The sequence below is a fragment of the Enterobacter sp. BIDMC109 genome, from assembly GCF_001037885.1.
In the GTDB taxonomy this organism is placed as follows: domain Bacteria; phylum Pseudomonadota; class Gammaproteobacteria; order Enterobacterales; family Enterobacteriaceae; genus Enterobacter; species Enterobacter hormaechei_C.
In genome coordinates, this window is sequence record NZ_KQ090002.1 from 2,429,883 (window position 1) to 2,455,999 (window position 26,117).

The 26,117-nt window shown below is 54.6% G+C and carries 27 protein-coding genes and 1 pseudogene; 16 read left to right on the plus strand and 12 right to left on the minus strand.

What is annotated here, in order from left to right:
- Positions 1-113: 113 nt before the first annotated feature.
- From pdxH to anmK, 3 genes are all read right to left on the minus strand, one after another.
- On the minus strand, positions 114-770 hold the full coding sequence (gene pdxH / locus SK62_RS11480) for a pyridoxamine 5'-phosphate oxidase (protein ID WP_003857601.1): 657 nt from the start codon (positions 768-770) through the stop codon (positions 114-116).
- A gap of 57 nt (positions 771-827) precedes the next feature.
- The gene (gene mliC / locus SK62_RS11485; RefSeq protein WP_015570672.1) at positions 828-1,151 is read right to left on the minus strand and encodes a C-type lysozyme inhibitor; all 324 of its coding nucleotides are present in this window, start codon (positions 1,149-1,151) and stop codon (positions 828-830) included.
- A gap of 93 nt (positions 1,152-1,244) precedes the next feature.
- Complete coding sequence (gene anmK, locus SK62_RS11490; RefSeq protein ID WP_015570673.1) at positions 1,245-2,369, minus strand: anhydro-N-acetylmuramic acid kinase; 1,125 nt, start codon at positions 2,367-2,369, stop codon at positions 1,245-1,247.
- 255 nt (positions 2,370-2,624) lie between these two features.
- Between anmK and slyB the strand changes: the two genes are divergently transcribed.
- Together slyB and SK62_RS11500 are read left to right on the plus strand one after the other, a co-directional pair.
- On the plus strand, positions 2,625-3,092 hold the full coding sequence (gene slyB, locus SK62_RS11495; protein WP_003857604.1) for an outer membrane lipoprotein SlyB: 468 nt from the start codon (positions 2,625-2,627) through the stop codon (positions 3,090-3,092).
- A 192-nt stretch (positions 3,093-3,284) separates the two neighbouring features.
- Positions 3,285-4,649 (plus strand): annotated as a pseudogene (locus tag SK62_RS11500) (MASE4 domain-containing protein).
- Positions 4,650-4,684: 35 nt separating this feature from the next.
- Here SK62_RS11500 and slyA read toward each other — a convergent pair.
- The gene (slyA, locus tag SK62_RS11505; protein ID WP_006808997.1) at positions 4,685-5,125 is read right to left on the minus strand and encodes a transcriptional regulator SlyA; all 441 of its coding nucleotides are present in this window, start codon (positions 5,123-5,125) and stop codon (positions 4,685-4,687) included.
- 187 nt (positions 5,126-5,312) lie between these two features.
- Between slyA and SK62_RS11510 the strand changes: the two genes are divergently transcribed.
- The 3 genes from SK62_RS11510 to SK62_RS11520 are packed head-to-tail and all read left to right on the plus strand — an operon-like array spanning position 5,313 to position 8,445.
- Complete coding sequence (locus SK62_RS11510; protein WP_003857607.1) at positions 5,313-5,549, plus strand: DUF1656 domain-containing protein; 237 nt, start codon at positions 5,313-5,315, stop codon at positions 5,547-5,549.
- 2 nt (positions 5,550-5,551) lie between these two features.
- Positions 5,552-6,412, plus strand: a complete 861-nt coding sequence (locus SK62_RS11515) for an efflux RND transporter periplasmic adaptor subunit (protein ID WP_026094311.1) — start codon at positions 5,552-5,554, stop codon at positions 6,410-6,412.
- Positions 6,412-8,445 (plus strand): FUSC family protein, encoded by a 2,034-nt coding sequence (locus SK62_RS11520; protein WP_047719436.1) that lies wholly within the window; start codon positions 6,412-6,414, stop codon positions 8,443-8,445. The genes SK62_RS11515 and SK62_RS11520 overlap by 1 nt, the downstream gene beginning before the upstream one ends.
- On the opposite strand, the gene sodC is transcribed toward SK62_RS11520, so the two are convergent.
- The 3 genes from sodC to SK62_RS11535 all read right to left on the minus strand — a co-directional run bounded on the left by sodC (position 8,424) and on the right by SK62_RS11535 (position 10,208).
- A complete protein-coding gene (gene sodC, locus SK62_RS11525) occupies positions 8,424-8,942 on the minus strand; it encodes a superoxide dismutase [Cu-Zn] SodC (protein WP_047719413.1) in 519 nt (172 codons plus the stop codon). The two genes, SK62_RS11520 and sodC, sit on opposite strands and share 22 nt — an antisense overlap.
- An 81-nt stretch (positions 8,943-9,023) precedes the next feature.
- Positions 9,024-9,920, minus strand: coding sequence for an aldo/keto reductase (locus SK62_RS11530; protein ID WP_017693550.1), 897 nt, complete (start codon positions 9,918-9,920; stop codon positions 9,024-9,026).
- Between the two features lie 48 nt (positions 9,921-9,968).
- The gene (locus SK62_RS11535) at positions 9,969-10,208 is read right to left on the minus strand and encodes a DUF1289 domain-containing protein (protein ID WP_017384600.1); all 240 of its coding nucleotides are present in this window, start codon (positions 10,206-10,208) and stop codon (positions 9,969-9,971) included.
- Positions 10,209-10,355: 147 nt separating this feature from the next.
- Here SK62_RS11535 and eptA point away from each other — a divergent pair, with 147 nt between their 5' ends.
- From eptA to rnt, 5 genes are all read left to right on the plus strand, one after another.
- A complete protein-coding gene (eptA, locus tag SK62_RS11540) occupies positions 10,356-11,981 on the plus strand; it encodes a phosphoethanolamine transferase EptA (RefSeq protein WP_026094312.1) in 1,626 nt (541 codons plus the stop codon).
- Between the two features lie 41 nt (positions 11,982-12,022).
- Entirely contained in the window at positions 12,023-12,622 is a 600-nt protein-coding gene (locus tag SK62_RS11545) for a TetR/AcrR family transcriptional regulator (RefSeq protein WP_047719412.1), read from the plus strand.
- A 53-nt stretch (positions 12,623-12,675) separates the two neighbouring features.
- Positions 12,676-13,773 carry an alkene reductase gene (locus SK62_RS11550; RefSeq protein WP_047719411.1) on the plus strand — a complete coding sequence of 366 codons (1,098 nt, stop codon included), beginning with the start codon at positions 12,676-12,678 and terminating at the stop codon, positions 13,771-13,773.
- A 99-nt stretch (positions 13,774-13,872) separates the two neighbouring features.
- A complete protein-coding gene (gene gloA / locus SK62_RS11555; RefSeq protein WP_003857623.1) occupies positions 13,873-14,280 on the plus strand; it encodes a lactoylglutathione lyase in 408 nt (135 codons plus the stop codon).
- A gap of 96 nt (positions 14,281-14,376) precedes the next feature.
- Positions 14,377-15,036 carry a ribonuclease T gene (rnt, locus tag SK62_RS11560; protein WP_003857625.1) on the plus strand — a complete coding sequence of 220 codons (660 nt, stop codon included), beginning with the start codon at positions 14,377-14,379 and terminating at the stop codon, positions 15,034-15,036.
- A 77-nt stretch (positions 15,037-15,113) separates the two neighbouring features.
- Here rnt and grxD read toward each other — a convergent pair whose 3' ends face one another.
- A complete protein-coding gene (gene grxD, locus SK62_RS11565) occupies positions 15,114-15,461 on the minus strand; it encodes a monothiol glutaredoxin 4 (protein ID WP_003832760.1) in 348 nt (115 codons plus the stop codon).
- A gap of 338 nt (positions 15,462-15,799) precedes the next feature.
- Between grxD and SK62_RS11570 the strand changes: the two genes are divergently transcribed.
- On the plus strand, positions 15,800-16,558 hold the full coding sequence (locus SK62_RS11570; RefSeq protein WP_047717823.1) for a C40 family peptidase: 759 nt from the start codon (positions 15,800-15,802) through the stop codon (positions 16,556-16,558).
- A gap of 122 nt (positions 16,559-16,680) precedes the next feature.
- Positions 16,681-17,262 carry a superoxide dismutase [Fe] gene (sodB, locus tag SK62_RS11575; protein WP_023296387.1) on the plus strand — a complete coding sequence of 194 codons (582 nt, stop codon included), beginning with the start codon at positions 16,681-16,683 and terminating at the stop codon, positions 17,260-17,262.
- A gap of 37 nt (positions 17,263-17,299) precedes the next feature.
- On the opposite strand, the gene SK62_RS11580 is transcribed toward sodB, so the two are convergent.
- Both SK62_RS11580 and SK62_RS22890 read right to left on the minus strand, forming a co-directional pair.
- Positions 17,300-18,466 carry an MFS transporter gene (locus SK62_RS11580; RefSeq protein ID WP_017384607.1) on the minus strand — a complete coding sequence of 389 codons (1,167 nt, stop codon included), beginning with the start codon at positions 18,464-18,466 and terminating at the stop codon, positions 17,300-17,302.
- Positions 18,467-18,627: 161 nt separating this feature from the next.
- Complete coding sequence (locus SK62_RS22890; RefSeq protein WP_003857632.1) at positions 18,628-18,717, minus strand: cytochrome bd-I oxidase subunit CydH; 90 nt, start codon at positions 18,715-18,717, stop codon at positions 18,628-18,630.
- A 297-nt stretch (positions 18,718-19,014) separates the two neighbouring features.
- Here SK62_RS22890 and purR point away from each other — a divergent pair, with 297 nt between their 5' ends.
- The gene (gene purR, locus SK62_RS11590) at positions 19,015-20,040 is read left to right on the plus strand and encodes an HTH-type transcriptional repressor PurR (protein WP_003857634.1); all 1,026 of its coding nucleotides are present in this window, start codon (positions 19,015-19,017) and stop codon (positions 20,038-20,040) included.
- A gap of 17 nt (positions 20,041-20,057) precedes the next feature.
- Here the strand turns inward: purR and punR are convergent, their stop codons facing one another.
- A complete protein-coding gene (gene punR / locus SK62_RS11595; protein ID WP_003857638.1) occupies positions 20,058-20,969 on the minus strand; it encodes a DNA-binding transcriptional activator PunR in 912 nt (303 codons plus the stop codon).
- A gap of 111 nt (positions 20,970-21,080) precedes the next feature.
- On the opposite strand from punR, the gene punC reads away from it, so the two are divergent.
- Complete coding sequence (gene punC / locus SK62_RS11600; RefSeq protein WP_023296385.1) at positions 21,081-22,280, plus strand: purine nucleoside transporter PunC; 1,200 nt, start codon at positions 21,081-21,083, stop codon at positions 22,278-22,280.
- Positions 22,281-22,578: 298 nt separating this feature from the next.
- Complete coding sequence (gene cfa / locus SK62_RS11605) at positions 22,579-23,727, plus strand: cyclopropane fatty acyl phospholipid synthase (RefSeq protein ID WP_017384609.1); 1,149 nt, start codon at positions 22,579-22,581, stop codon at positions 23,725-23,727.
- A gap of 31 nt (positions 23,728-23,758) precedes the next feature.
- On the opposite strand, the gene SK62_RS11610 is transcribed toward cfa, so the two are convergent.
- Positions 23,759-24,400: a riboflavin synthase gene (locus tag SK62_RS11610; protein WP_047719410.1), complete on the minus strand. Its 642-nt coding sequence runs from the start codon at positions 24,398-24,400 to the stop codon at positions 23,759-23,761.
- A 225-nt stretch (positions 24,401-24,625) separates the two neighbouring features.
- Between SK62_RS11610 and mdtK the strand changes: the two genes are divergently transcribed.
- On the plus strand, positions 24,626-25,999 hold the full coding sequence (gene mdtK / locus SK62_RS11615) for an MdtK family multidrug efflux MATE transporter (RefSeq protein WP_047719409.1): 1,374 nt from the start codon (positions 24,626-24,628) through the stop codon (positions 25,997-25,999).
- Positions 26,000-26,117 lie beyond the last annotated feature (118 nt).

Here is a 26,117-nt window from a genome sequence, read left to right on the forward strand (position 1 = left end):
GTATAAACGACTGCACCTTTGCCGGTACACGACTTTTCGCCTGATGCGAAAGGACCATAGAATAAAGCGCCAGCGCGGTGTGCGCTAGCGCTTAAATCAACAAATTTTGGGGATTACGGGGCCAGTCTGTCGATTTTCCAGCCACCGTTGTCGCGCTGGTATAAAAAGCGGTCGTGCAGGCGGTGTTCACCGCCCTGCCAGAATTCCATCTGCTCAATGGGGATGCGGAACCCGCCCCAGAAACTCGGCAGCGGTACTTCACCCTGCTGAAACTTCTGTTTGAGTTCGAGGAATTTACTCTCCAGCACGCCGCGGGCTGAGATTCGGCTGGACTGTTTAGAGACCCAGGCGCCGATCTGACTGTCGCGCGGGCGGCTGTGGAAATATTTTACCACTTCGAGCGTAGAGAGGCGCTCCGCCTTGCCGGTGACCATCACCTGGCGCTCCAGCATATGCCACGGGAAGAGCAGGCTAATACGCGGATTATTTTCAAGGTGATGCGCTTTACGACTGCCAAGATTGGTGTAGAACACCAGCCCTTTCTCGTCATAATGCTTGAGAAGAACGATGCGTTGATACGGCTGACCATTTTCATCAACCGTGGCAACGACCATTGCCGTCGGGTCAGCCAGTTTCGCTTCGCAGGCCTGCTTCAGCCAGCGTTCAAAAAGCACCAGCGGTTCGGCGGGAAGATCCTGGCGGCGCAGACCGCCTTTGGTGTATTCACGGCGCAGATGCGCAATTTGCTGTAGTTCGTCGTTATCTGACATGGCGTTAGCTGAAAGTGAGATTGGGTGGGGCTATTGTGCGCGCCCCCTTCAAAAATCTCAACGCTTCGGATTTTCAAGCTGACAATTGTTCAGCACAATGCGGTCACGCTTGTAGACGGTGGCGCTGTCGCCTTTCGACCAGAAGACGTAGATCCCGTCTGAGTAGCGCGCACCGGAGGCCGACATTCCCTGCTTCAGCGTTAACAACTTATTGTCATAAACAAAGCTGGCTTCCTGATGCGGGTTGTTCAGCTTCACCGTCAGCGGTTTTTCATCACAACGATATTCCAGCGTATCGGTTTGCATACGCTCAACGAACTGGTTATAGACGCTGCATCCGGTCATAAGAAAAGGTACAGCAATGAGAAGAAGTTTTTTCATGGGCAGATTCCGAAGACTATCCTGGTCCTGGAGGGCCTAACCGCCCTCCTGTTTTTCCCTATTTTACGGGTTACGCCTCCCGCTGAATTTCAGTTAACTCTGATTATGGCGCGGGTTTGCGGGGAAAATGGCCCCAAGGACGCTCGCCTCCCGCGCACCGGTTACGGAGGGTAAATTCCCCGGCAGACCGGCAACCGTACGCCAGGCAAGCCAGGCGAAGGCCAGCGCTTCCATATCGTCTCCGCTGATCCCGGCTTCATCAGTGGTCGTGACTTCGGTGCCTGGCAGCAAGGCGGCGAGGCGTGCCATCACCAGCGGGTTACGGCTTCCGCCTCCGCATACCAGCAAGCGCTCACATCCGCCGCTCAGCAACACCTGTTCAGAAATCGACACCGCGGTGAGCTCCGTCAGCGTAGCCTGCACATCCTGAGGCGCAAGGCCGGGGAAGCGCGCCAGCTGACGTTCAAGCCAGCCGTAGTTGAAATATTCCCGCCCCGTGCTTTTCGGCGCGGGCAGAGCAAAGAAAGGATCGCTTAATAGGGTTTGCAGCAAGGGAAGGATCACTTTCCCCTGGCTGGCCCACTGCGCGTCTTTGTCGTAGGCTTTACCGCTCTGACGCCAGATCCAGGCATCCATCAGCATATTACCGGGTCCGGTATCGTACCCCCGCACGGGCTGCCCGGGAATAAGCATCGACAGGTTGGCGATCCCGCCGATGTTCAGGACCATCCTGCGCTCTACCGGGTGCGCCAGCAGCGCCTGATGAAATGCCGGAACCAGCGGCGCCCCCTGCCCGCCGAGGGCCATATCGCGACGACGGAAATCACCCACCACCGTCACGCCGGTTTTTGCCACAATCTGGTTGTTATCGCCAATTTGCATCGTGTGCGGCGCCTCGCCGACAGGTTCATGCCAGACGGTCTGCCCATGGCAACCTATTGCCACGATATCCTGCGGGTGGAGTCTTTCCTGCTGCATCAGGGCCAGTACCGCCTCAGCAAACAGCGCCCCCAGACGCACATCCAGTTGGCCCAGTTGGGAAAGCGTCAGCTGTTGTCCCTGGCAGATGTTCAGGATCTCTTCTTTTAACGAGACAGGAATAGGCCAGGTCAGGCTTGCCTGCTGCGCCACCATGTTTTCATCAATGGCGGCCAGAACGACATCCACACCGTCAAGACTGGTACCAGACATCACACCGATATAGCGACCCGATTTCATGCGCTTTCCTTACGTTACATGGGCTAAGTGCAAACACTCCATCATAAATAACGCGGCTTTGCTATGCGGTGATAATATTTTTTAACAATCTCAGACCTGTAGCACAGACGGTTTTTGTTTATGTCCCGTTAAGCCCTGCTGAAGTAAAATTTATCTATTCGGCATGCAAAGATATGAACTGTGGTCAGGAATGCCATATAATTTAGCCATAACGGATGCCCCAACCGGGCGTTTTTTGGTGAACAGGAGAGTCAAATGATTTTACGTGTACTGGGCGTTTCGCTGATTGGTTTAACACTGGCGGGTTGTGTGAATGACAGTTCACTCTCCGGCGACGTATATAGTGCTTCTGAAGCTAAACAGGTACAGAACGTGACATACGGTACTATCGTTAATGCCCGTCCTGTTCAGATTCAGGGTGGCGATGACACGAACGTGGTGGGCGCAATCGGTGGTGCTGTGCTGGGTGGTTTCCTGGGTAATACCATTGGCGGCGGCACCGGACGTTCTCTGGCTACCGCAGCGGGCGCAGTTGCAGGCGGCGTAGCAGGTCAGGGCGTTCAGGGTGCGATGAACAAAACTCAGGGCGTTGAGCTGGAAATCCGTAAAGACGATGGCAGCACCATTATGGTTGTGCAGAAACAGGGTAACACCCGCTTCTCTGCTGGCCAGCGTGTTGTACTGGCAAGCAACGGCAGCCAGGTTACCGTCTCGCCGCGCTAATATCCTGATGGATGTGGTCTGTTCAGACCGCATCCATTTAACAAAATCATCGTTTCCAACAATATATTTGCACAATACATTCACACGGTGAATTATTCATTTCATCTGTTCTTGTCCGTGCGCAAAGTATTTTTTATTTCCCTCACTTAGACTCTTCGCAATCTCTTTTCTTTTTTAATTTTTAAATTCTCTATGCTTGCGATCTGTCGATTTGTAAAGAACCGCTTTGTGGCCTTCGCGCTTGGATGCATTGTTATCATTGCCGTATTACAAGCTTTTTTTATAAAACTTGTTGAATGGGTCCCTTCGTTTTCACCTTTGTTTTTCCCTACGCTGACGATATTTCTTCTGGTGTTTCATCTGTTTATTGCCTGTTTTATGGCAATGAAATAATGGTGCGACAGAAGGCGATTATATCTTGTTCCCATTGCCCTGGCCTTTGCCGGCTCAGCGTTATTGATGGTGGGGACTCTGTCCAGCTTCCCGGCCTGGCTTGATCTCTATCAGTTCAACGTGGCGAACTATAATGACGCCATGATTTTCTATATGTTCCGCCACTTTTTAATGGCGGTGCTGATAATCATCTCGGCATTGCTGTATACCCTGCGTACGTCCGCTCTCTCACGAAGCACCCACATCGGTATCGTTGTCGGCGCCTCGCTCTTTACGGGCAGTATGCTTGGGCTGGCATTGTTCTATTCCAGCCATTCAACCCTGCTCACACTGGACCTGGTAGACAATGAAACCCGACAGTTTATGGTTCTCTGGAGCCAGGCGATTAATATTATTTTGATCGTCCTGTGGGTAGTAACGTTAATCACCCTGATGGCCATTACCCGCGTGAGGAATTTGTTTTGGGTCGGCGGCAATTTTTTATGCGTCTGTTATATCGTCACCCTGCTCATGCTATTGTTAGGCGGACACGCTGAAGATATTTCATGGTACCGGGCACGGTTATTCGAAACTGTCGCTACATTAATCATTATCTTCATCTTACTTTCCGATGTATTTAATTTGTATCGTGACTCGCATGTAAAATATCAGCAGTCTTATCAAAACTCGATCCGCGATCCCCTCACCCGTCTGTATAATCGTAGCTATTTCTATGATTCATTAAACCACGCGCTGAGTACAGCAACCCTGGCGCACCCGGTATCGGTGATCGTGAGCGATCTTGACCGTTTCAAACGCATTAACGACTGCTACGGCCATTTGCAGGGGGATAAGGTTTTACAGTTTGTCTCAAACCTGTTGACCGATTCAGTGCGACCGCAGGATATCGCAGCGCGGATCGGCGGCGAAGAATTTGTGCTCATGCTGACAAATACCCCTTCCGATCTTGCGCAACAGGTTGCCGAACGCATACGTCTCAAATTGAGCGGTTTCGACAACGTTAGCAGCGGCGGTTATCTCCCGGAACCGATAACTATCAGTATGGGGGTATTCACCGCCACCTCGCCGGAGACCAGCGCTGAAACCTGTGTGGAAAGCGCGGATAAAGCCATGTACGAGGCAAAAGAGACGGGCCGCAACCGGGTGGTGGTGTTCAGAACATGACAAAGGCCTTGCACCAGCAAGGCCTGTGAATAACGTCAGTCGCGCGACTGTAAATCGTGGATGTTTTGTTCAAGACGGGCGATGAGTCCGATCAGCATCTCCAGCTCAGCGGGGGAAATACCGGCCAGGATCTCCCCTCGCGTTTTACTGATGACGGTCTCCATCTCAGTAATAATCGGGGCCGCTTTTTCCGTCAATTTAATCCGCTTGGCGCGACGATCGCTGGCGCAGGTTTGTCGGGAGATGAGTCCCTTCTCTTCCAGCTGGTCAAGGGTACGCACCAGAGAAGGCTGCTCAATACCAATCGCTTTTGCCAGTTGGATCTGTGACTGATCGGGCGGGAGCTGATGAATGTTATGCAGCGTAACCCAGTGCGTCTGCGTAAGTTCCAGAGGTTTCAGGCGATGGTCAATCAGAGCACGCCAGATGCGTACCAACCTTGCCAGATCAGAACCTAATGGCGATTCCAATTTCATCTCCTTATAATTAGCTTGCTAAGTGATTATAGTGATTTTAGAATAGTTTGCAGTATTTGTATTGCCAAAACAAATGCAATCACGGTATTCATCATTCCTTAAAGGATGATTTACACTGAATGGTAATTCGCCATCGCATTGAAATCTGCCAATGTGGCCCTCATTCCACCGCAAAGGATCGCTGCTTGTGACGTTGTTTTCCTTCTCCGCAGGGTTGCCCCTCCAGGATTTGATTGTTGGCGCATCGGTCTACTTTCCGCCACTGTTTAAAGCCGTGATGGTCGGTTTTGTAATCTGGCTCATTGCGCATCGTCTGCTGCGCGACTGGATGTATTCCGGTGAAATCTGGCACCCGATGTTAATGGATCTCTCCCTGTTTACCCTCTCCGTCTGTCTTGGCCTTGCCGTGTTAACCGTGTGGTGAGAATAGCATTGAAAACGTTAAAATATTTTTCCACTCTTTTCGTTTTAGCGCTGGCGGTGATGGCCGGCTGGTGGCTCTGGAATTATTACATGCAGTCGCCCTGGACGCGTGACGGCAAGATCCGCGCGGAACAGGTCAGCATCACGCCACAGGTGTCCGGCAGTATCAGCGCGCTGCTGGTGAAGGACAACCAGTACGTTCATGCGGGCGATGTGCTATTCCGTATCGATGAGACCCCTTTCCACATTGCGGTGCTTAATGCCCAGGCGCAGCTCGCAAAAGCTCAATCAGATCTGGCAAAAGCCAATAACGAAGCCGAACGCCGCCGCCATCTGTCGAGAAATTACATCTCTGCGGAGGATCTCGATACCGCCAATATCAATGTAAAAGCCATGCAGGCCAGCCTGAAGGTTGCAGAGGCAACGCTGAAACAGGCCGAGTGGCAACTGACCCAGACCATGGTCAAAGCCCCGGTGGATGGATGGATCACGAGCCTGTCTACCCGTGTGGGTGATTACGCCACCACAGGCCAGCCGGTCTTCGCCCTGGTCGATAGCCACTCTTTCTATGTTGTAGGTTATTTTGAAGAGACCAAGCTGCGCCATATCCGCGAGGGAGCGCCTGCCCGGATCACGCTTTACAGCGGCGCAGAAACGTTACAGGGTCACGTTAGCAGCATAGGTCGGGCAATATACGATCAGAGCGTGGAAACCGATTCTGGCCTGGTGCCTGACATCAAACCCAACGTCCCGTGGGTGCGCCTGGCTCAGCGGGTGCCTGTTCGCGTCGAGTTTGATCAACTGCCGAAAGACATTACCCTGGTCTCTGGCACAACCTGCACCGTCGCCATCGGATCGCGATGATGAACCTGGGGGCTTTCTCCTGGCGCAATACGCCGTGGATAAAAGCGACACGGCCGCAGTGGCGTTATGCGCTGCGCAACGGCATCGCCATGTGCCTTGCGCTTACGGTTGCCTATTATCTGAATCTGGATGAGCCTTACTGGGCGATGACCTCTGCGGCGGTCGTCAGCTTCCCTACCGTCGGGGGCGTTATCAGTAAAAGCCTCGGGCGCGTGGCGGGTAGCCTGCTGGGGGCAACCGCCGCACTGCTTCTTGCCGGCCATACCCTGAACGATCCCTGGCTCTTTCTGTTAAGCATGTCGGCATGGCTGGGGCTGTGTACCTGGGCCTGCGCCCATTTTACCAATAACGTTGCCTATGCGTTTCAGCTGGCGGGTTACACCGCGGCCATTATCGCCTTTCCGGTCGTCAACGTGCTGGATACCACCGAGCTGTGGGATATCGCCCAGGCACGCGTGTGTGAAGTGATGGTCGGCATTCTGTGCGGAGGCGTCATGATGATGATCCTGCCCAGTACCTCAGATGGCACTACGCTTATCACCGCCCTTAAAACGATGCACGCACGTTTGCTGGAACATGCCAGCCTGCTCTGGCAGCCTGACAGCAGCGATGACATCCGCCTCGCGCACGAAAAGGTCATCGGCCAGATCCTGACCATGAACCTGTTGCGCATCCAGGCTTTCTGGAGCCACTACCGTTTTCGTCGCCAGAACACGCTTCTGAACTATTTACTGCACCAGCAATTGCGGATGACGAGCGCGATCTCAAGCCTTCGCCGGATGTTGCTGAACTGGTCTGCACCGCCAGCCCATACCCGGGAGATTATCGAGGCGCTGCTCGCCGCTCTTGCGCGTCCGGATGCCGATATCTATACCGTGGCCCGCATTATCGCGCCGCTCGCCCCAACGGATGAATATGACTACAGGCACCGTGCCTTCTGGCAGCGTCTGAACTATTTCTGCCGCCTGTATCTGCGCAGCAGCCGCTGGTTAAAAGCCGTCGAGAATGCCACGCCCGTCACCGAATTTTCCGTTCCCGGTAGTCCTGCTCTGGCGCGCCATACCGACGCAATGGAGGCGCTGTGGAGCGGTTTTCGTACGTTTTGCGCGTTAACGGCCGTGGGCGCATGGGCCATCACCACGCAATGGGATGCGGGCAGTGCGGCCCTGACGCTTGCGGCAATCAGCTGCGTGCTCTATTCCGTCGCCGCTTCCCCCTTTAATTCCCTGACGCTTCTGCTGCGTACGCTGGTACTGCTGTCGCTATTCAGCTTCGTGGTGAAATTTGGTTTGATGGTGCAGATAACCGACCTCTGGCAATTTCTGCTGTTTCTCTTCCCGCTATTAACCACCATGCAGTTGCTCAAACTGCAAATGCCTAAACTGGCCGGTCTGTGGGGTCAGTTGATTGTTTTTATGGGCTCATTTATCTCTGTAACGAATCCACCGGTTTACGATTACGCTGATTTTCTCAACGACAACCTGGCGAAGATCCTCGGCGTGGGGCTGGCGTGGCTGGCTTTCGCTGTGCTACGCCCGGGCTCGGACGCGCGTAAAAGCCGCAGGCATATTCGGGAGTTGCGCAGGGGTTTTGTCGATCAGCTGAGCCGCAGGCCGCATCTGCGCGAAAGCGAGTATGAATCGCTGGTTTACCATCATGTCAGCCAGCTGAACAACAGCCAGGATTCACTCTCCCGTCGCTGGCTGCTGCGCTGGGGCGTGGTGCTGTTAAACTGTTCGCACGTGGTGTGGCAACTGCGCGCCTGGGAGACGCGTTCCGATCCGCTGTCGCAGGTCCGTGATAACTGTATTTCCATGCTCCGAGATGTGATGAGCGAGCGCGGGGTGCAGCAGCGCCCCCTGAGCGTCACGCTCGCCGAGCTTCAGCGTATTTGCGACGCGCTGGCGCACCATCATCAGCCTGCGGCCCGCGATCTGGCGTCCATTATCTGGCGGCTGCACTGCTCCCTGTCACAGCTTGAACAGGCGCCGCCACCCGGTACGATTGGCGATCAGATCACCCCGCAGGCATAGCGCGCCCCGCCGCCGCCAAGCGGTTTAGGCTGATCGGACATGTTATCGCCGCCCACGTGGACCATCAGCGCCTTGCCTTTGACCTCGTCAAGCTTTTTGAGTCGTGGCGCCACAACCGGATCGGTGGCTTTACCATCGTTATTTACCACCAGCACCGGCAAATCGCCGAGGTGCCCTATCCCTTCCGGGCCTTCATGCTTACCGGAGTTGTGCGGGTCGAGATGCCCCCCTGCGGCTTCCGCAGCTGTTGGTTTCCCCTCTTTCATCGCGGGTTGACAGCTGCCTTTGGCATGAACGTGAAAACCATGTTCGCCGGGTGGAAGAGCCTTGAGATCGGGAGCAAATTCCAGCCCTTTATCGGTTTCGGTGATTTTCACCGTCCCGATGGACTGGCCTACCCCCTGAGAAGTGACGAGATTCATTTCAACGTCCTCGCTGGCTGCATGCGCACCTGCGCAAACAACCAGCGTGACCATTGCCAGAGCAAAACGCTTCATAAGACCTCCACGGGTTATTTTTTGCACCTTAAGTCTATACCAGCGGCGCAGATTTCACCGGAAAGTCAGGTTCAGGCGTGCTCAGGGTACGTCGTAGCCCAGCGCCGCCTTGCGGATGCGGAACCACTGCTGACGCGTCATATCCAGCTCCTCAGCCACAAGCGCAGCGCGGACGCGCTCAATTTTGCCGGAGCCAATAATTGGCAGCGGTTTAGACGGCAGGCACAGGATCCAGGCGTAAACCACCTGCTCGATACTCTCCGCATTCAGTTCGCGCGCCACCGTTTCAAGCTCGTTACGCAGCGGCTGGAATGCCTCATCGTTAAATAGGCGGCCGCCTCCCAGACAGGACCATGCCATTGGACGGATGCGCAGCTGTTGCAGTTGGTCGAGCGTGCCATCCAGCAGCAGCGGCTGATGAACAGGCGAGATCTCCACCTGATTCGTCGCCAGCGTAAACGGCAGGCGAGACTGCAATAGCGCAAACTGTGCCGGGGTGAAGTTAGACACGCCAAAATGGCGCACTTTGCCGCTCTGGTGCAGCGTCAGGAAGGCTTCCGCGACCTCATCCGCATCCATCAACGGATCGGGTCGGTGGATCAGCAGCAGGTCGATACGATCGGTGGCCAGGTTAATCAGTGACTGCTCGGCGCTTTTAACGATATGCGCGCTGTCAGTGATGTAATGCCCAAGCGCATGCTCCGGTTTTGCTGTGGTGGCAATACCGCATTTGGTCACAATCTCCATACGTTCACGCAGCGCCGGCGCACGCTTCAGCGCTTCGCCAAAGGCAGCCTCGCACTGATAGCCGCCATAAATATCAGCGTGATCGACGGTGGTGATCCCGAGATCGAGATGCTCTTCTATAAAGTCCGCCAGCTGGACCGGAGACATATTCCAGTCCATAAGGCGCCAGTAGCCCATAACAAATCGGGAGAACTCCGGGCCCTGCGGGGCAAGGGTAATACGCTGAACCATAACATTTTCCTCAAGGAAGTCATGTCACCAGTATACGCAATTACCCTGCTAAAACAGTGAAGGTTGCTGAGGTTCTTCGCTTTCAACCGCTTTGTTTGCACGAATTTTACGCAGCAGACGCTGTCGACAGAGCCGTAAGACCTCCTGCTTTTGCGCGTCGCTGAAATTTTGCCAGTTAAAACGTTCATCGCGCGTGCGCATGCAGCCACGACAGTATCCTCGTTCATCTACCTGGCAAATACCCCGGCACGGGCTCTGGACAGGGAAAAACTCCAGTTGCTCTGCCACACCTACCTCCAGAACGTCATTATTCCCTACAGTGAAGACCCTAAATGGCTTGCATGCAAGGATGTCCGCCACAAACAGAGCATTAAGGTTTCGCTAATCTTCCCTTCTTATACTCGCCGCATTGATATAACGAATGGTCTGGTCATCATGTGGTTCACTAAAAAGTTACACTGTAACGATATAAAATTTACTCTGGGCTGTGCACTTTTCTTCACCGTACTGAATGCACTGTTTATCCAGCGCAGCTGGTCAATCATTGCGCCTGCGCATCTGCACGATCTCCTGTTTGCTGCCAGCGTGCCGCTGGTGCTGTTCTGCGGCTGGGTGATTGTCTTCAGCCTGCTGAATATTCCCTTTATTCGCAAGCCGCTCATGATTGTCCTGACCCTGGGATGCGCCGCCGCGACCTGGTTTATGTATACCTATGGCACGGTTATCGATCAGAACATGATTGTGAACGTGTTCGAAACTAATTCCCAGGAAGCGACTGCCCTGGTGACGCCGCAGATGATCCTGTGGCTGGCCGTTGCGGGTCTGGTTCCATCGATTATTTTAGCCCTGACGCGCATTCGCACCGGAAAATGGTGGTATGCCCTCCTGACGCGTGTCGCCGCTATGCTGGGCGCGTTGCTGGTGATCATCCTGGTCGCGGCGGTGTTTTATAAAGACTATGCTTCGCTGTTCCGCAATAACAAAAGCATCGTCAAAATGGTCACCCCGGCGAATTACGTGAGCGCCGTGGTGAAATACAGCAAAATGCGCTGGTTTGCCGGCGACCAGACGCTGGTCCGCATTGGCGAGGATGCTCATAAAGGCGCGCTGATTTCCAGCCAACGCAAGAAAACCGTGCTGATTGTGGTGGTGGGCGAAGCCTCCCGCGCCGCAAACTACTCGTTAAATGGTTACCCGCGTGAAACCAACCCCGAGCTGAAAAAGCAGGATGTCATCAACTTCCCCCAGGCCTCCTCCTGTGGCACGGAAACCGCCGTTTCCGTCCCCTGCATGTTCTCCGGCATGACGCGGAAAAAATATGACGCGGACCTCGCCCATCACCAGGAAGGTCTGCTCGATGTACTTAACCATGCCGGTTTCAACCTGCTGTGGCGCGACAACGACGGCGGGTGTAAAGGCGCCTGCGACCGCGTGCCGCACACGGACATGACCCAGTGGAAACTGGATCAGTTCTGTAAGGACAAATCCTGTATCGACGACGTCAACCTCTACCGTCTGGACAACGTACTGGATGGAATAAAGCAGGATACGGTTCTGGTTATTCATCTGATGGGCAGCCACGGTCCGGCCTACTACAACCGTTATCCGGACAGCTTTCGCAAGTTCACCCCAACCTGCGATACCAATGAAATTCAGGATTGCGATCATCAGTCGCTGATCAATACCTATGACAACTCGATTTTGTATACCGACAGCGTGGTCAGCCGAACCATCGACGCGCTAAAAGCCCGGCAGGCCAACATGAACACGGCGCTCATTTACCTCTCCGATCACGGTGAATCGCTGGGCGAAAGCGGAATTTACCTGCACGGTACGCCGTATATGCTGGCCCCGGAGCAGCAAACGCATATTCCGTTTATGTTCTGGCTCTCCCCGGATTATGCGAAAAACTTCGGCGTAAACACGGATTGCCTGCGTGACCATGCCGCAAAAGAGGCGGTTTCACAGGACAATTTATTCGCCACCGTTCTGGGCATGATGGACGTGAAATCAGCGGTTTATCAACCGCAGCTGGATATTCTGTCGCAATGTCGTCGCTAAGCGGGCTTGCATTAGACCGAACGGTCTATTAGAGTAAGGGCATGAGCAGACACACTGAACACGATACACGAGAACATTTGCTGGCTACCGGCGAGCGCCTTTGCATGCATCGCGGGTTTACCGGTATGGGGCTGAGCGAATTGTTAAAAACCGCTGAAGTACCTAAGGGATCGTTTTATCACTATTTTCGATCCAAAGAGGCGTTTGGCGTTGCCATGCTGGAGCGGCACTACGCCAGCTACCATCAGCGCCTGGCAACCCACTTCGCCAGCGGTGAAGGTGACTACCGGGATCGTGTTCTGAACTACTATCAGGAAACGCTGACGCAGTTCTGTCAGCAGGGCATCATCAGCGGCTGCCTGACGGTAAAACTGTCTGCCGAAGTGTGCGATCTCTCCGAAGATATGCGCACCGCAATGGATAATGGGGCCAGCGGCGTGATTGCCCTGTTGGCTCAGGCGCTGGAGAGCGGGCGCAATGAAAAAACGCTCTCCTTCTCCGGCGATCCGCTCACGCAGGCACAGGTGCTCTATTCCCTCTGGTTAGGCGCCAACCTGCAAGCAAAAATGTCTCGCAGCGCCGTGCCGCTCGAAAGCGCGCTGGCGCATGTGAAAAACTGTATTACCGCGCCTGGCGTGTAGCCGGCGTTTTTATTTACCCTTTTACTAGTCGACTGGTCTACTCAGGAGCCGTTATGTCCGCTGAAAAGCTGTTTACCCCACTGAAAGTGGGTGCCGTTACTGCCCCAAACCGCGTGTTTATGGCCCCACTTACCCGTCTGCGCAGCATCGAGCCGGGCGATATCCCAACGCCATTGATGGGTGAGTATTACCGTCAGCGCGCCAGCTCGGGCCTGATTATCTCCGAAGCCACGCAGATTTCTGCTCAGGCAAAAGGCTACGCCGGTGCACCGGGTCTGCACAGCCCGGAACAGATCGCCGCGTGGAAAAAAATCACCGCAGGCGTGCATGCTGAAGATGGCCGTATTGCGGTTCAGCTGTGGCACACCGGTCGTATCTCACACAGCAGCATCCAGCCTGGCGGTCAGGCGCCGGTTTCTGCCTCTGCCCTGAACGCCAATACCCGCACTTCCCTGCGCGATGAAAACGGTAATGCGATCCGCGTCGACACCACCACGCCACGCGCGCTGGAGCTGGACGAGCTCCCGGGTATTGTGAATGATTTCCGTCAGGCCGTCGCCAACGCCCGTGAAGCGGGCTTCGACCTGGTTGAGCTGCACTCTGCGCACGGTTACCTGCTGCATCAGTTCCTGTCCCCGTCTTCCAACCAGCGTACCGACCAGTACGGCGGCAGCGTTGAAAACCGCGCGCGTCTGGTGCTTGAAGTGGTTGATGCTGTTTGTAATGAGTGGAGCGCAGACCGCATTGGTATTCGTGTCTCCCCGATCGGTACTTTCCAGAACGTCGACAACGGTCCGAACGAAGAAGCAGACGCGCTGTATCTGATTGAAGAGCTGGCGAAACGCGGTATCGCCTATCTGCACATGTCCGAGCCGGACTGGGCAGGCGGCAAGCCTTACAGTGAAGCCTTCCGTCAGAAAGTGCGCGAGCGCTTCCACGGCGTGATTATCGGGGCGGGTGCGTATACGGCAGAGAAAGCCGAGGATTTGATCGGTAAAGGCCTGATCGACGCCGTGGCCTTTGGCCGTGACTACATTGCTAACCCGGATCTGGTTGCCCGTTTGCAGAAAAAAGCCGAACTGAACCCGCAGCGTCCTGAAAGCTTCTATGGCGGCGGCGCGGAAGGTTATACCGACTACCCTTCACTGTAATCCCGCTTTGTACATTGATAGCGGCGACCTTTCGCCGCTATACTAAAACATCGTTTCTGTTCAAAAAGATAATCCATTCCACTGGTTAATGAGGAAATTATGCGCCTACTTCACACCATGCTGCGCGTTGGCGACCTGCAACGTTCCATCGATTTCTACACTAACGTTCTGGGCATGAAGCTGCTGCGCACCAGCGAAAATCCGGAATATAAATACTCTCTGGCGTTTGTCGGTTACGGCCCGGAATCTGATGAAGCGGTCATCGAGCTGACCTACAACTGGGGCGTGGACAGCTACGAGCTGGGTACAGCTTACGGCCACATCGCGCTGGAAGTGGATAACGCCGCCGAAGCCTGCGAACGTATCCGCAGCAATGGCGGTAACGTCACCCGTGAAGCCGGTCCGGTTAAAGGCGGTACCACCGTAATTGCGTTTGTGGAAGATCCGGACGGTTATAAAATCGAACTGATCGAAGCCAAAGACGCTGGTCGCGGCCTGGGCAATTGATCCCGCAGGGCGCACTATGCGCCCGTTGTTTTGCTGCATCCCCTCTCAAAATTTGCCATAATGCGCACTGCTTTTTCCCCCTTGTAAGAGACCCTGATGTCCGATAACGCTCAATTTACCGGTCTGTGCGACCGTTTTCGTGGTTTTTATCCCGTTGTCATTGATGTTGAAACAGCCGGATTTAACGCTAAAACCGATGCGCTGCTTGAGATTGCCGCCATCACGCTGAAGATGGATGAACAGGGCTGGCTTGTACCGGACACCACGCTGCATTTCCACGTTGAACCCTTTGAAGGGGCAAACTTACAGCCAGAGGCGCTGGCCTTTAACGGTATCGATCCGACAAACCCGCTGCGCGGGGCGGTAAGCGAATACGAGGCGCTGCACGCCATTTTCAAAATGGTGCGCAAAGGCATGAAAGAGAATGACTGTAGCCGCGCCATCATGGTGGCCCACAATGCCACCTTTGATCACAGCTTCACTATGGCTGCCGCCGAGCGTGCCTCGCTCAAGCGTAATCCATTCCATCCGTTTGTGACCTTCGACACCGCCGCGCTGAGCGGCCTGGCGCTGGGGCAAACCGTGCTCTCTAAAGCCTGCATCACGGCGGGTATTGCGTTTGACGGCACCCAGGCGCATTCCGCGTTATACGACACCGAGCGTACGGCGGAGCTGTTCTGTGAGATCGTCAACCGCTGGAAACGTCTCGGCGGCTGGCCGCTGCCGATGGGCGACGAGGCCGATCTTCAATCGTAGGTTGGGTAATCAATAGCCCCACAGGCAAAAAAAAGCGACCAACATAATGTGGTCGCTTTTTTATATCCGCAGAAAACTTACTCTGCGTCCGGCTCTTCGGTTTTATACTTCGCCGCAGTCTCTTTGATCAGCTGTTGCAGTTCGCCGCGCTGATACATTTCAATCAGGATGTCGCATCCGCCGACCAGTTCACCATCAACCCACAGCTGTGGGAAGGTCGGCCAGTTGGCGTATTTTGGCAGTTCAGCGCGAATGTCCGGGTTTTGCAGGATATCAACGTAAGCAAAACGCTCACCACAGGCGGACAGCGCCTGAACCGCTTGCGCGGAGAAGCCGCAGCTTGGCAGCTTCGGAGAACCTTTCATGTACAGGAGAATCGGGTTTTCAGCGATCTGGCGCTGAATTTTTTCAATAGTGGTGCTCATGTCTTGCTTCCTTTAACTTCTGTTACGGCATCAGTCTGACATTGTAGCGGGTCAGGCCGACATCGGAAAATAACATTTTTGTCACGTCTAATTATATTATCGCTTATCGCATAAAGTTGCATTGCTAATGTCGTTTATCCCCAGACGAGGTGCGGTTTTGCTTAAGGAGCGAACAGGAGTGCGTCAGAATGGTGAATTTTTTTGCACTTGCTAACGAAACATAATTTTTGAATGAAAAATGCTATTAACTTCTTCTGATTTTATGGATTAGAATCGACAGGTTTTGTAAATCTCACGCGGGTATGCATTGTGGCCTGCATTTATCAGGGGACTGCCCAGTGGCGCGGATAACTAAAATCTCGATGACGCTCTGTGCTTTACTGTTTACCACACTCTCATTTACGCCAGCGGCGAACGCCTCTGAACAGGCGCGGCATTCTGCTGTACAAAAATCGCATCTGGCAAAAACCACAGAACGTAAGAAAAAAACCACCAGTAAAACAGTAAAGAAGAAAACCACCGCTCAGACCAAAAAGACCGCCTCCAGTAAAACCAAAACTCTCCGTTCCGGCACGCACAAAACCACCCGCACGACCGCCAGCCTGGTGAATGAAAAATGCACCGTGCGCAAAGGCCATAAAACGAAATGCGCAAAAGTGACGACGCTGGCTGACGTGCATAAAGCGCGTATGCAGAAAGCGCAAAAAACGGCGATGAACAAACTGATGGGGCAAATAGGTAAACCGTATCGCTGGGGTGGCACCTCTCCGCGCACCGGTTTTGACTGTAGTGGGCTGGTTTATTATGCCTATAAAGATCTGGTGAAGTTTCGCATTCCACGCACCGCCAATGAGATGTACCATCTGCGCGACGCCGCGCCTGTAAACCGTGGCGAACTGCAAAATGGCGACCTGGTGTTCTTCCGCACCCAGGGACGCGGTACGGCCGATCACGTTGGGGTGTATGTGGGTAACGGTAAATTTATCCAGTCACCGCGCAGCGGTCAGGACATTCAGATCACCTCTCTCAGCGAAGATTATTGGGTGCGCCACTATGTGGGTGCGCGCCGCGTGATGACGCCAAAAACCATTCGCTAAACCCTGCCCTGCCGCCTCCATGGCAGGGTAAGTTCCTCTTTTGCATACCCTTTCAATTTGCTATTCTGTCCTTGTTGTCTGTAGGGTTATTGGCAACGTATAAAACTATAAGGAGAGAAGCAATGTCGTTCGAATTACCTGCACTACCGTATGCAAAAGACGCCCTGGCCCCGCACATTTCCGCGGAAACCCTGGAGTACCATTACGGCAAGCATCACCAGACCTATGTCACCAACCTGAACAATCTGATCAAGGGCACCGATTTTGAAGGCAAAACGCTGGAAGAGATCGTGCGCAGTTCAGACGGCGGCGTATTCAACAACGCCGCACAGGTGTGGAACCACACCTTCTACTGGCACTGCCTGGCCCCCAATGCAGGCGGAGAACCTACCGGTGAGCTGGCGGCAGCGATTAACGCCGCGTTCGGCAGTTTCGCGGATTTTAAAACGAAGTTTACTGACGCAGCCGTTAAAAACTTTGGCTCCGGCTGGACCTGGCTGGTAAAAGAGGCTGATGGCAAACTGGCTATCGTTTCCACTTCTAATGCGGGTACCCCTCTGACCACCAGCGCCACGCCGCTGATGACCGTGGACGTATGGGAACACGCCTATTACATTGATTACCGTAATGCGCGCCCGAACTACCTGGAACACTTCTGGGCACTGGTTAACTGGGAATTTGTTGCGAAGAACTTCGCCGCGTAAGAGACACGCAGAAGGGGCAGCCCTTCTGCGTTTTTGTTTATTCCGCCGTACACACCGCTTCAGGCTGTTTACGACCAGACATCATCACCAGCAGCAGGCCGAGTGCAGCAATGATCGCCCCCATCACCGGCACAAAGCTGTAACCCAAACCACCTGAGATCACCGCCCCGCCCGCTGCGGCCCCCAGCGCATTGCCCAGGTTAAACGCACCGATATTCACCGACGAAGAGAGCCCCGGCGCTTCGTGCGCAACGCGCATTACGCGCATCTGCAACGGTGGCACCACGGCAAAGGTTGCGGCGCCCCACACCACCATGGCAATCGCGGCACCCACTTCGTTACGCGCCAGCCACGGAATCGCCACCATGATGACAATCAGCAGCGTTAAAAAACCTTTCAGTGTTCCACTGACGGAGCGGTCGGCAAATTTCCCGCCGAGATAGTTGCCAATCGAGAACCCGACACCAATCAGCACCAGCATCGCGGTAACAAAGAGTGGCGTTGCGTGGGTAATGTCGTGCAGCACCGGGGAGATATAGGTGTAGAGCGTAAACATCGCCCCGGCCCCCAGTACCGTGGTAAGCAGCGCGGACAACACCTGAGGACGCATCAGCACCGCCAGCTCTTTACGTACTTCCGGACGTTCTCCCGCACTTCCTTTCGGCAGTGAGAAGAACAGCGCAACCATCGCGACCACGCCCAGTCCGGCGGTTGCGAGGAAAGACATACGCCAGCCGATGGCTTCTCCCAGCCAGGTGGCAGCGGGAACGCCGCCGATATTAGCGATGGTGAGGCCCATGAACATAGTGGCTACCGCGCTGGCCTGCTTATGTTTTGGCACCACGCTGGCGGCAACAACCGAGCCCAGTCCGAAGAAGGCGCCATGGTTGAGGCTGGTCAGAATGCGCGAAAGCATCAGAGTGGTGTAATCGGGCGAAATCGCGGAAAGCACATTTCCGAGAGTGAAAATCGCCATCAGGAAAATCAGCGCATTGCGGCGAGCGCGGTGGGAAAGCAGCAGCGTCATCAGCGGCGCGCCCACCATCACGCCAATCGCGTAGGCGCTAATTAACATACCGGCCGCAGGAATTGAGACGTCCACACCCCGGGCGATAACAGGCAATAACCCCATAGGGGAGAATTCAGTGGTGCCAATCCCAAAGGCGCCAATCGCCAGGGCCAGCAGGGGAAAATTGATTTTCATGAAGAGACTCCGGATACCGTGCCATAACCCGGCACAGAACTAAGAAGTCAAAAGCATGACATCAATCACAAAAAATGAGAAGTTAACATTTTGGCAAAAGATTTTTGCCGGAGAGGTAACAATAGCGGCAAGAGAGGGAGAAAGTTCTCCCTCTGCCTGAATCAGTGCAGTGCAGCGGTTAAACCACCGGCAACAATCAGAGCAAGAACAACAATGGTGGTAAACAGCGAAAACTTCAGATCGGTACTCATCAATTTTTCTCCTTTTATTCACCCTACGAAAAGTGAGCTTGCTCATTTTTACACAGTTCAGGTCAAAAATCTTCCAGGATTTAAACGGATATCCACTTTACCTCTTCCCCTTTTCATCAAGATAGGACAAAATTCCACGCTAAATTTATTAGCGTACCGGCCACTGACCCCCTCCTGACGTCCTGTGTCGTTTTCCCGGCGTGTCGCAACTCATGTTTGCGTGATAAGGGTGAGAGAAGGCAAACGTTTACCTTCAATTTTTTCAGGAGCTTAGGATATGGTCTGGAGTGACATTTAATGGCAACAATTAAAGACGTAGCAAAACGCGCAAACGTTTCCACTACAACCGTATCACATGTTATTAACAAAACGCGTTTCGTCGCTGAAGAGACGCGTAATGCCGTCTGGGCGGCAATCAAAGAGCTGCACTACTCGCCAAGTGCGGTCGCCCGCAGCCTGAAGGTTAATCACACCAAATCGATTGGTCTGCTGGCCACCAGCAGTGAAGCGGCCTACTTTGCTGAAATCATCGAAGCCGTTGAAAAAAACTGCTTCCAGAAAGGCTATACCCTGATTCTGGGCAACGCGTGGAACAACATTGAAAAACAGCGCGCTTACCTGTCAATGATGGCGCAAAAGCGCGTCGACGGCCTGCTGGTAATGTGTTCTGAATACCCCGAGTCGGTCCTTTCCATGCTGGAAGAGTATCGCCACATTCCGATGGTGGTCATGGACTGGGGCGAAGCGCGCGCAGACTTTACCGACTCCGTTATTGATAACGCCTTTGAAGGCGGCTACATGGCGGGGCGTTATCTGGTAGAACGCGGTCATCGTGAAATTGGCGTGATCCCGGGTCCGCTGGAGCGTAACACCGGGGCTGGCCGTCTGGCCGGTTTCATGAAAGCGATGGAAGAGGCGCTGATCACCGTGCCGGAAAACTGGATTGTTCAGGGCGACTTCGAGCCGGAGTCGGGCTATCGCGCCATGCAGCAGATCGTCTCCCAGCCGCATCGCCCTACCGCGGTGTTCTGCGGCGGCGACATCATGGCGATGGGCGCGCTCTGCGCGGCGGATGAACTCGGCCTGCGCGTCCCGCAGGATATCTCGGTGATCGGCTATGACAACGTGCGCAACGCCCGCTTCTTTACCCCGGCGCTGACCACCATTCACCAGCCGAAAGATTCGCTGGGTGAAACGGCCTTCAATATGCTGCTGGACAGGATCGTCAACAAGCGTGAACAGTCCCAGTCCATTGAAGTTCACCCGCGCCTGATTGAACGCCGTTCCGTTGCGGACGGTCCGTTCCGCGACTACCGTCGTTAATCTCATTACGGGGCCAGCTATGCTGGTTCCCGCAACCACTCCCGGTTCAGCGTTTCGCTGTCGCCCAGATAATCCAGCAGCCAGGCCATGGCGGGCGAGACGTCGTTTTGCTGCCACGTCAGACAGCACGCGGCATCCGGGAAGGGGTTTTCCAGCGTCAGAGCCACCCACTCTCCCGCGTCGATGCGCGGGCGCGCAAAATGCACCGGCACCATGCCAACGCACAGCCCCGCGCTCAGACAGGTGGCCGACGACTCCCAGTCCGGTGCGACCACGCGGCGCTGATTATCCAGCAGCCAGGTAATGCGCTTGGGCAACGAGCGGGAGGTATCTTCCAGCACCAGCGAGGGCCAGTTGCGTAAGGTGTCATCGCTCAGCGGACCTTCCAGCGCCGCCAGCGGGTGATCGCGCGCGACCACGCAGGTCCAGCTCAGCATGCCCATGTCGCGAAACGCGTAGCGCCCCCCAACCGGGATCGCCTGGGTTGCACCAATCGCCATCTCCGCCCTGCCGTCCGCCAGCGCATCCCAGACGCCGTTGAACACTTCCTGCGAAACACGCAGTTCGACGTCGGAAAAATGACGATAGAAATCGACGATCATCTGCCGGGTCCGCTCCGGCTTAACGATGTTATCCACCGCGATAGCGAGATGCCCGCGCCAGCCGTTGGCGATCTGCTGGCACTGCTCACGGGTGATCTGCATTTTTTTGATAACAGACCGCCCTTCCTTCAAAAACCACGCTCCGGCAGGCGTGAGCTCCACGTCGCGATGGCGCCGCTCGAACAGCGGGACCGCCAGCCACGCTTCCAGCTGGCGCACCGTATAGCTGATAGCCGAGGGAACGCGATGCAGCTCCTGGGCGGCACCGGTAAAGCTGCCGTTACGCGCCACGGCATCAACCACTTCAAGGGAATAATCTGACCACATCTTTAGCCTGCAAATTTTTTGAACGCACCCGCCAAATATTAGCGTTTCACAAGCCGCTTTGCACTCCCTACACTCTGCGCCAACGTACACCTGCCTCCTCAGGAGAAAAAAGTGCAACCCAGGAAAGGATTTTTAGTCTGGCTCGGCGGCTTAAGCGTGCTGGGCTTTTTGGCGACCGATATGTATCTGCCCGCGTTCGCCGCGATGCAGGAAGATTTGCAAACCCCTGCCGCCGCCATCAGCGCCAGTTTAAGTTTGTTCCTCGCCGGCTTTGCTTTTGCGCAATTGCTGTGGGGGCCGCTCTCGGATCGTTTTGGCCGTAAGCCCGTCCTGTTGTTGGGGCTGGCGATTTTTGCCGTAGGCTGTCTGGGCATGCTGTGGGTCCGCGATGCCGCCTGGTTGCTGGCGCTGCGCTTTATTCAGGCGGTCGGTGTCTGCGCCGCAGCGGTGACCTGGCAGGCGCTGGTGACCGATTACTACCCCGCCTCGCGCACTAACCGCATATTCGCCACTATTATGCCGCTGGTCGGCCTGTCGCCGGCGCTTGCCCCGTTACTGGGCAGCTGGATCCTGGCGCATTTCGACTGGCAGGCCATTTTCGCCACGCTCTTTGCTATTACGCTGGTCCTGATGCTGCCTGCTTTCGGGCTTAAACCTGCGCATAAAAAAGAGACGCATCCGGACGCAAAGCCCATCACCTTTACCTCTTTACTGCGGTCGAAAGCCTATCGCGGTAACGTGCTGATTTATGCTGCCTGCTCTGCCAGCTTCTTTGCCTGGCTAACCGGTTCGCCGTTCATTCTGCATGACATGGGCTACAGCCCGGCGGCTATCGGCCTGAGCTATGTACCACAGACCATCGCCTTCCTGGTGGGTGGCTATGGCTGTCGCGCCGCGCTGCAAAAATGGGAAGGCCAACAGATGCTGCCCTGGCTGCTGGTTTTGTATGCGCTAAGCGTGATTGCGACCTGGGCTGTCGGCTTTATTCCCGGCGCCGGGCTTGCAGAAATTTTGATTCCGTTCTGCGTCATGGCGATCGCTAACGGGGCCATCTACCCTATTGTTGTAGCCCAGGCGTTGCGTCCATTTCCGCAGGCGACAGGCCGCGCTGCCGCGCTGCAAAATACCCTGCAACTTGGCCTGTGCTTCCTGGCAAGTCTCGTGGTCTCTGCGTTGATTGCAACCCCGCTGCTCACCACCACCAGCGTGATGTTGGTCACCGTTGCACTGGCTGGTTTGGGCTATCGGATGCAGTCCTCAGCCCATCGCGAGCAGAGTGAAAACGCGCAGACAGAAACGTCGCACGCCTGATTGCGTGGGAAACTATGTTAAAAACCAGTGATTAGGTTGCTAACAATTTTCTGTTGAATCACCAAATTTTGCGGCCTATACTGAATTTGGTTCGATTAAATACGATAAATATTAAGTGTTAACGGGAGCCGGAGCGCTCCCGTTTTACCATGGAAGGCATTTCGGCAAGGGTTATCTCCCTTCCTCTGTTCTACGTCGGATATTAGCCTCGCGGGCATTTACCGTGAGATTTCTCACAAACCAAAAAAGCGTCTACGCTGTTTTAAGGTTCTGATCACAGCAAGGTGATGGAGAAGCTATGAGTTCATCGTGTATAGAAGAAGTCAGCGTTCCGGACGATAACTGGTCCCGGATCGTCAGTGAACTGTTGGGACGTGCGGGCATTACGATTAATGGCTCATCCCCCTCCGATCCCCAGATAAAGCATCCCGATTTTTTCAAACGCGTGTTACAGGAGGGGTCGTTAGGGCTGGGTGAAAGCTATATGGACGGCTGGTGGGAGTGTGAGCGGCTGGATATGTTCTTCTCCAGCGTATTACGCGCCGGTCTTGAAAAACAGCTCCCTCGTCATTTCAAAGATACCTTACGCATTGCCTCCGCCCGCCTGTTCAATCTGCAAAGTAAAAAACGGGCGTGGATCGTCGGTAAAGAGCATTACGATCTTGGCAACGATCTGTTCAGCCGTATGCTCGATCCTTTAATGCAGTACTCCTGCGGATACTGGAAAAAAGCGACGACCCTGGAAGAGGCGCAGCAGGACAAGCTGCAACTGATCTGCGATAAATTGCAGTTACAGCCCGGTATGCGTGTGCTGGACATCGGCTGTGGCTGGGGTGGTCTTGCCTGGTTTATGGCTAAAAATTACGGCGTCAGCGTAGTCGGCGTCACGATTTCGGCTGAACAGCAGAAGATGGCGCAGGAACGCTGTCTGGGTCTGGATGTTGATATTCGGCTTCAGGACTACCGCGACCTGAACGAGCAGTTCGATCGCATTGTTTCCGTAGGTATGTTCGAGCACGTGGGGCCGAAGAACTACAAGACTTACTTCGAGGTCGCCGATCGTAACCTGAAGCCTGAGGGAATTTTCCTGCTACACACCATCGGCTCTAAACGCACCGATAACAATGTGGATCCCTGGATCAACAAATATATCTTCCCGAATGGCTGTTTACCCTCTGTTCGCCAGATTGCGAACGCCAGCGAACCGCATTTTATTGTGGAAGACTGGCATAACTTCGGCGCAGATTACGACACCACCCTGATGGCCTGGCATGAACGTTTCCAGGCTGCATGGCCTGAAATCGCCGACAACTATTCGGAACGATTCAAACGGATGTTTAGCTATTATCTGAATGCCTGTGCGGGCGCGTTCCGTGCGCGGGATATACAGCTTTGGCAGGTGGTGTTTAGTCGTGGGATTGAGCACGGTTTGCGTGTGGCTCGCTGAAAAAATAACCCCGGTTAACCGGGGTTATTTTTTATTCTTCTTCCTTGGTTTTAATTATCGCCGCCTCTTTCGCCGCCAGTACGCGCTCAACGGTATCCACGACCGCCTGGGTCTGGGGATCAATTTCGATATTTACGCGCTGCCCCAGTTTTTTTGCGCCAAGCGTAGTACGTTGCAGCGTTTCAGGAATTAAATGCACGCAAAAACGCGTTGGCGTCACTTCACCGACGGTCAGACTAATCCCATCGATGCCAATAAATCCTTTATAAAGGATGTATTTCATTAATGACGGATCCTGCACCTTAAACCAGATTTGACGGTTATTTTCCGAGGTCACGATTTTCGCCACTTCTGCGGTGGTCATAATATGGCCCGACATCAGATGCCCGCCAATCTCATCGCTGAATTTCGCCGCGCGTTCAACGTTAACGATATCTCCCACCACCAGCTCACCCAGGTTAGTGATACGCAGCGTCTCTTTCATTAAATCAAAGCTTATCTGGTTACCGTTAATTTCGGTCACCGTCAGGCAGCAGCCGTTATGCGCTATCGACGCCCCGGTTTCAATGCCGTCGAGCATATATTCAGGCAGCTCAACTACGTGAGTACGGAAATTCGGTTTTTCATCAATGGACACCACTTTGGCAGTGCCCTGCACAATACCAGTAAACATGCTTACAGCTCCTGTTCATTCCGAACGGCGATGACACCGTATAATCCCACCACAATAACAGTTGAAAAAACAGGTTGCCAGTGATGCGCAATTTCTGGCGATTTTTTCACTAGATAATTAGTTAAACCCCGCTACAATAGCTGGCATCCCTCTGTTTTTTCTTCTTGCTGCCAGTAACGGCGGCCTTTTTAGTCTCTCAAATAACTACAATACAAAGGTGTTCACGTGCAGAAGTATATGATCGAAGCGCGTCAGTTATTGGCACTGGCCATACCGGTGATCGTCGCGCAGGTAGCCCAAACCGCAATGGGATTTGTGGATACGGTAATGGCCGGTGGTTACAGCGCCACCGATATGGCCGCCGTGGCGATCGGAACCTCAATCTGGCTTCCGGCCATTCTTTTTGGTCACGGCCTGCTGCTGGCGCTGACGCCCGTTATCGCGCAGCTTAACGGCTCCGGTCGACGCGACCGCGTGGCCCATCAGGTGCGCCAGGGCTTCTGGCTGGCCGGGGGTGTCTCCGTCCTGATTATGATCGTCCTGTGGAACGCCGGGTATATTATTCGCGCCATGCATAATATCGACCCGGCGCTGGCGGATAAGGCGGTCGGTTATCTGCGCGCCCTGCTCTGGGGCGCGCCCGGCTATCTGTTCTTCCAGGTGGCACGTAACCAGTGTGAAGGGCTGGCAAAAACCAAGCCGGGCATGGTGATGGGCTTTATCGGCTTGCTGGTGAACATTCCCGTGAACTATATCTTCATTTACGGTCATTTTGGCATGCCGGAACTCGGCGGCGTGGGCTGCGGCGTGGCAACGGCTGCGGTGTACTGGGTGATGTTCGGCTGTATGCTCACCTACATTAAACATGCGCGATCCATGCGTGACATTCGTAACGACACCTCGTTCAGCGCACCTGACTGGACGCTCATGACCCGTCTCATTCAGCTGGGGTTACCCATTGCGCTGGCGCTGTTCTTCGAAGTGACGCTGTTTGCCGTCGTCGCCCTGCTGGTCTCGCCGTTAGGGATTATTGATGTCGCAGGACACCAGATCGCCCTGAACTTCAGCTCTTTGATGTTCGTCCTGCCGATGTCCCTGGCTGCCGCGGTGACGATTCGCGTGGGCTTCCGTCTGGGGCAAGGCTCGACGCTGGACGCGCAAACGGCAGCCCGCACCGGCCTCGGCGTCGGCGTCTGCATGGCAGTCTGTACCGCGCTCTTTACCGTGCTGTTGCGTGAGCAAATTGCCCTGCTCTATAACGACAACCCGGAGGTAGTGACCCTGGCCTCGCATCTGATGCTGCTGGCGGCCATTTATCAGATCTCTGACTCCATCCAGGTGATTGGAAGCGGCGTGCTGCGTGGGTATAAAGATACGCGTTCCATCTTCTTTATCACCTTTATCGCTTACTGGGTGCTGGGTCTGCCGTGCGGGTACATTCTGGCGTTCACGGATCTGGTGGTGGATCGCATGGGGCCAGCCGGATTCTGGATGGGCTTTATCATCGGCTTAACGTCTGCGGCCATTATGATGATGCTGCGTATGCGCTTCCTGCAACGTCAGCCGTCTGCGGTAATTTTGCAGCGCGCTGCACGTTAATAACACAGTAGCCGCCGCCTGGCGGCTACTTTCTCTTCACTTTGCGCGGTAATGAAGCAATCGCGTGAAATCAGAGAGAAAAATGCATTTTCCCTCTTGCCACCTTGGGGCTGTGCCG

Excerpts from the sequence above, each read along its gene's own strand:
- pdxH (WP_003857601.1), bottom strand. The coding sequence starts at position 770 with ATGTCAGATAACGACGAACTACAGCAAATTGCGCATCTGCGCCGTGAA.
- mliC (WP_015570672.1), bottom strand. The coding sequence starts at position 1,151 with ATGAAAAAACTTCTTCTCATTGCTGTACCTTTTCTTATGACCGGATGC.
- anmK (WP_015570673.1), bottom strand. The coding sequence starts at position 2,369 with ATGAAATCGGGTCGCTATATCGGTGTGATGTCTGGTACCAGTCTTGAC.
- slyB (WP_003857604.1), top strand. The coding sequence starts at position 2,625 with ATGATTTTACGTGTACTGGGCGTTTCGCTGATTGGTTTAACACTGGCG.
- slyA (WP_006808997.1), bottom strand. The coding sequence starts at position 5,125 with ATGAAATTGGAATCGCCATTAGGTTCTGATCTGGCAAGGTTGGTACGC.
- SK62_RS11520 (WP_047719436.1), top strand. The coding sequence starts at position 6,412 with ATGAACCTGGGGGCTTTCTCCTGGCGCAATACGCCGTGGATAAAAGCG.
- sodC (WP_047719413.1), bottom strand. The coding sequence starts at position 8,942 with ATGAAGCGTTTTGCTCTGGCAATGGTCACGCTGGTTGTTTGCGCAGGT.
- SK62_RS11530 (WP_017693550.1), bottom strand. The coding sequence starts at position 9,920 with ATGGTTCAGCGTATTACCCTTGCCCCGCAGGGCCCGGAGTTCTCCCGA.
- eptA (WP_026094312.1), top strand. The coding sequence starts at position 10,356 with ATGTGGTTCACTAAAAAGTTACACTGTAACGATATAAAATTTACTCTG.
- SK62_RS11545 (WP_047719412.1), top strand. The coding sequence starts at position 12,023 with ATGAGCAGACACACTGAACACGATACACGAGAACATTTGCTGGCTACC.
- SK62_RS11550 (WP_047719411.1), top strand. The coding sequence starts at position 12,676 with ATGTCCGCTGAAAAGCTGTTTACCCCACTGAAAGTGGGTGCCGTTACT.
- gloA (WP_003857623.1), top strand. The coding sequence starts at position 13,873 with ATGCGCCTACTTCACACCATGCTGCGCGTTGGCGACCTGCAACGTTCC.
- rnt (WP_003857625.1), top strand. The coding sequence starts at position 14,377 with ATGTCCGATAACGCTCAATTTACCGGTCTGTGCGACCGTTTTCGTGGT.
- grxD (WP_003832760.1), bottom strand. The coding sequence starts at position 15,461 with ATGAGCACCACTATTGAAAAAATTCAGCGCCAGATCGCTGAAAACCCG.
- sodB (WP_023296387.1), top strand. The coding sequence starts at position 16,681 with ATGTCGTTCGAATTACCTGCACTACCGTATGCAAAAGACGCCCTGGCC.
- SK62_RS11580 (WP_017384607.1), bottom strand. The coding sequence starts at position 18,466 with ATGAAAATCAATTTTCCCCTGCTGGCCCTGGCGATTGGCGCCTTTGGG.
- SK62_RS22890 (WP_003857632.1), bottom strand. The coding sequence starts at position 18,717 with ATGAGTACCGATCTGAAGTTTTCGCTGTTTACCACCATTGTTGTTCTT.
- purR (WP_003857634.1), top strand. The coding sequence starts at position 19,015 with ATGGCAACAATTAAAGACGTAGCAAAACGCGCAAACGTTTCCACTACA.
- punR (WP_003857638.1), bottom strand. The coding sequence starts at position 20,969 with ATGTGGTCAGATTATTCCCTTGAAGTGGTTGATGCCGTGGCGCGTAAC.
- cfa (WP_017384609.1), top strand. The coding sequence starts at position 22,579 with ATGAGTTCATCGTGTATAGAAGAAGTCAGCGTTCCGGACGATAACTGG.
- SK62_RS11610 (WP_047719410.1), bottom strand. The coding sequence starts at position 24,400 with ATGTTTACTGGTATTGTGCAGGGCACTGCCAAAGTGGTGTCCATTGAT.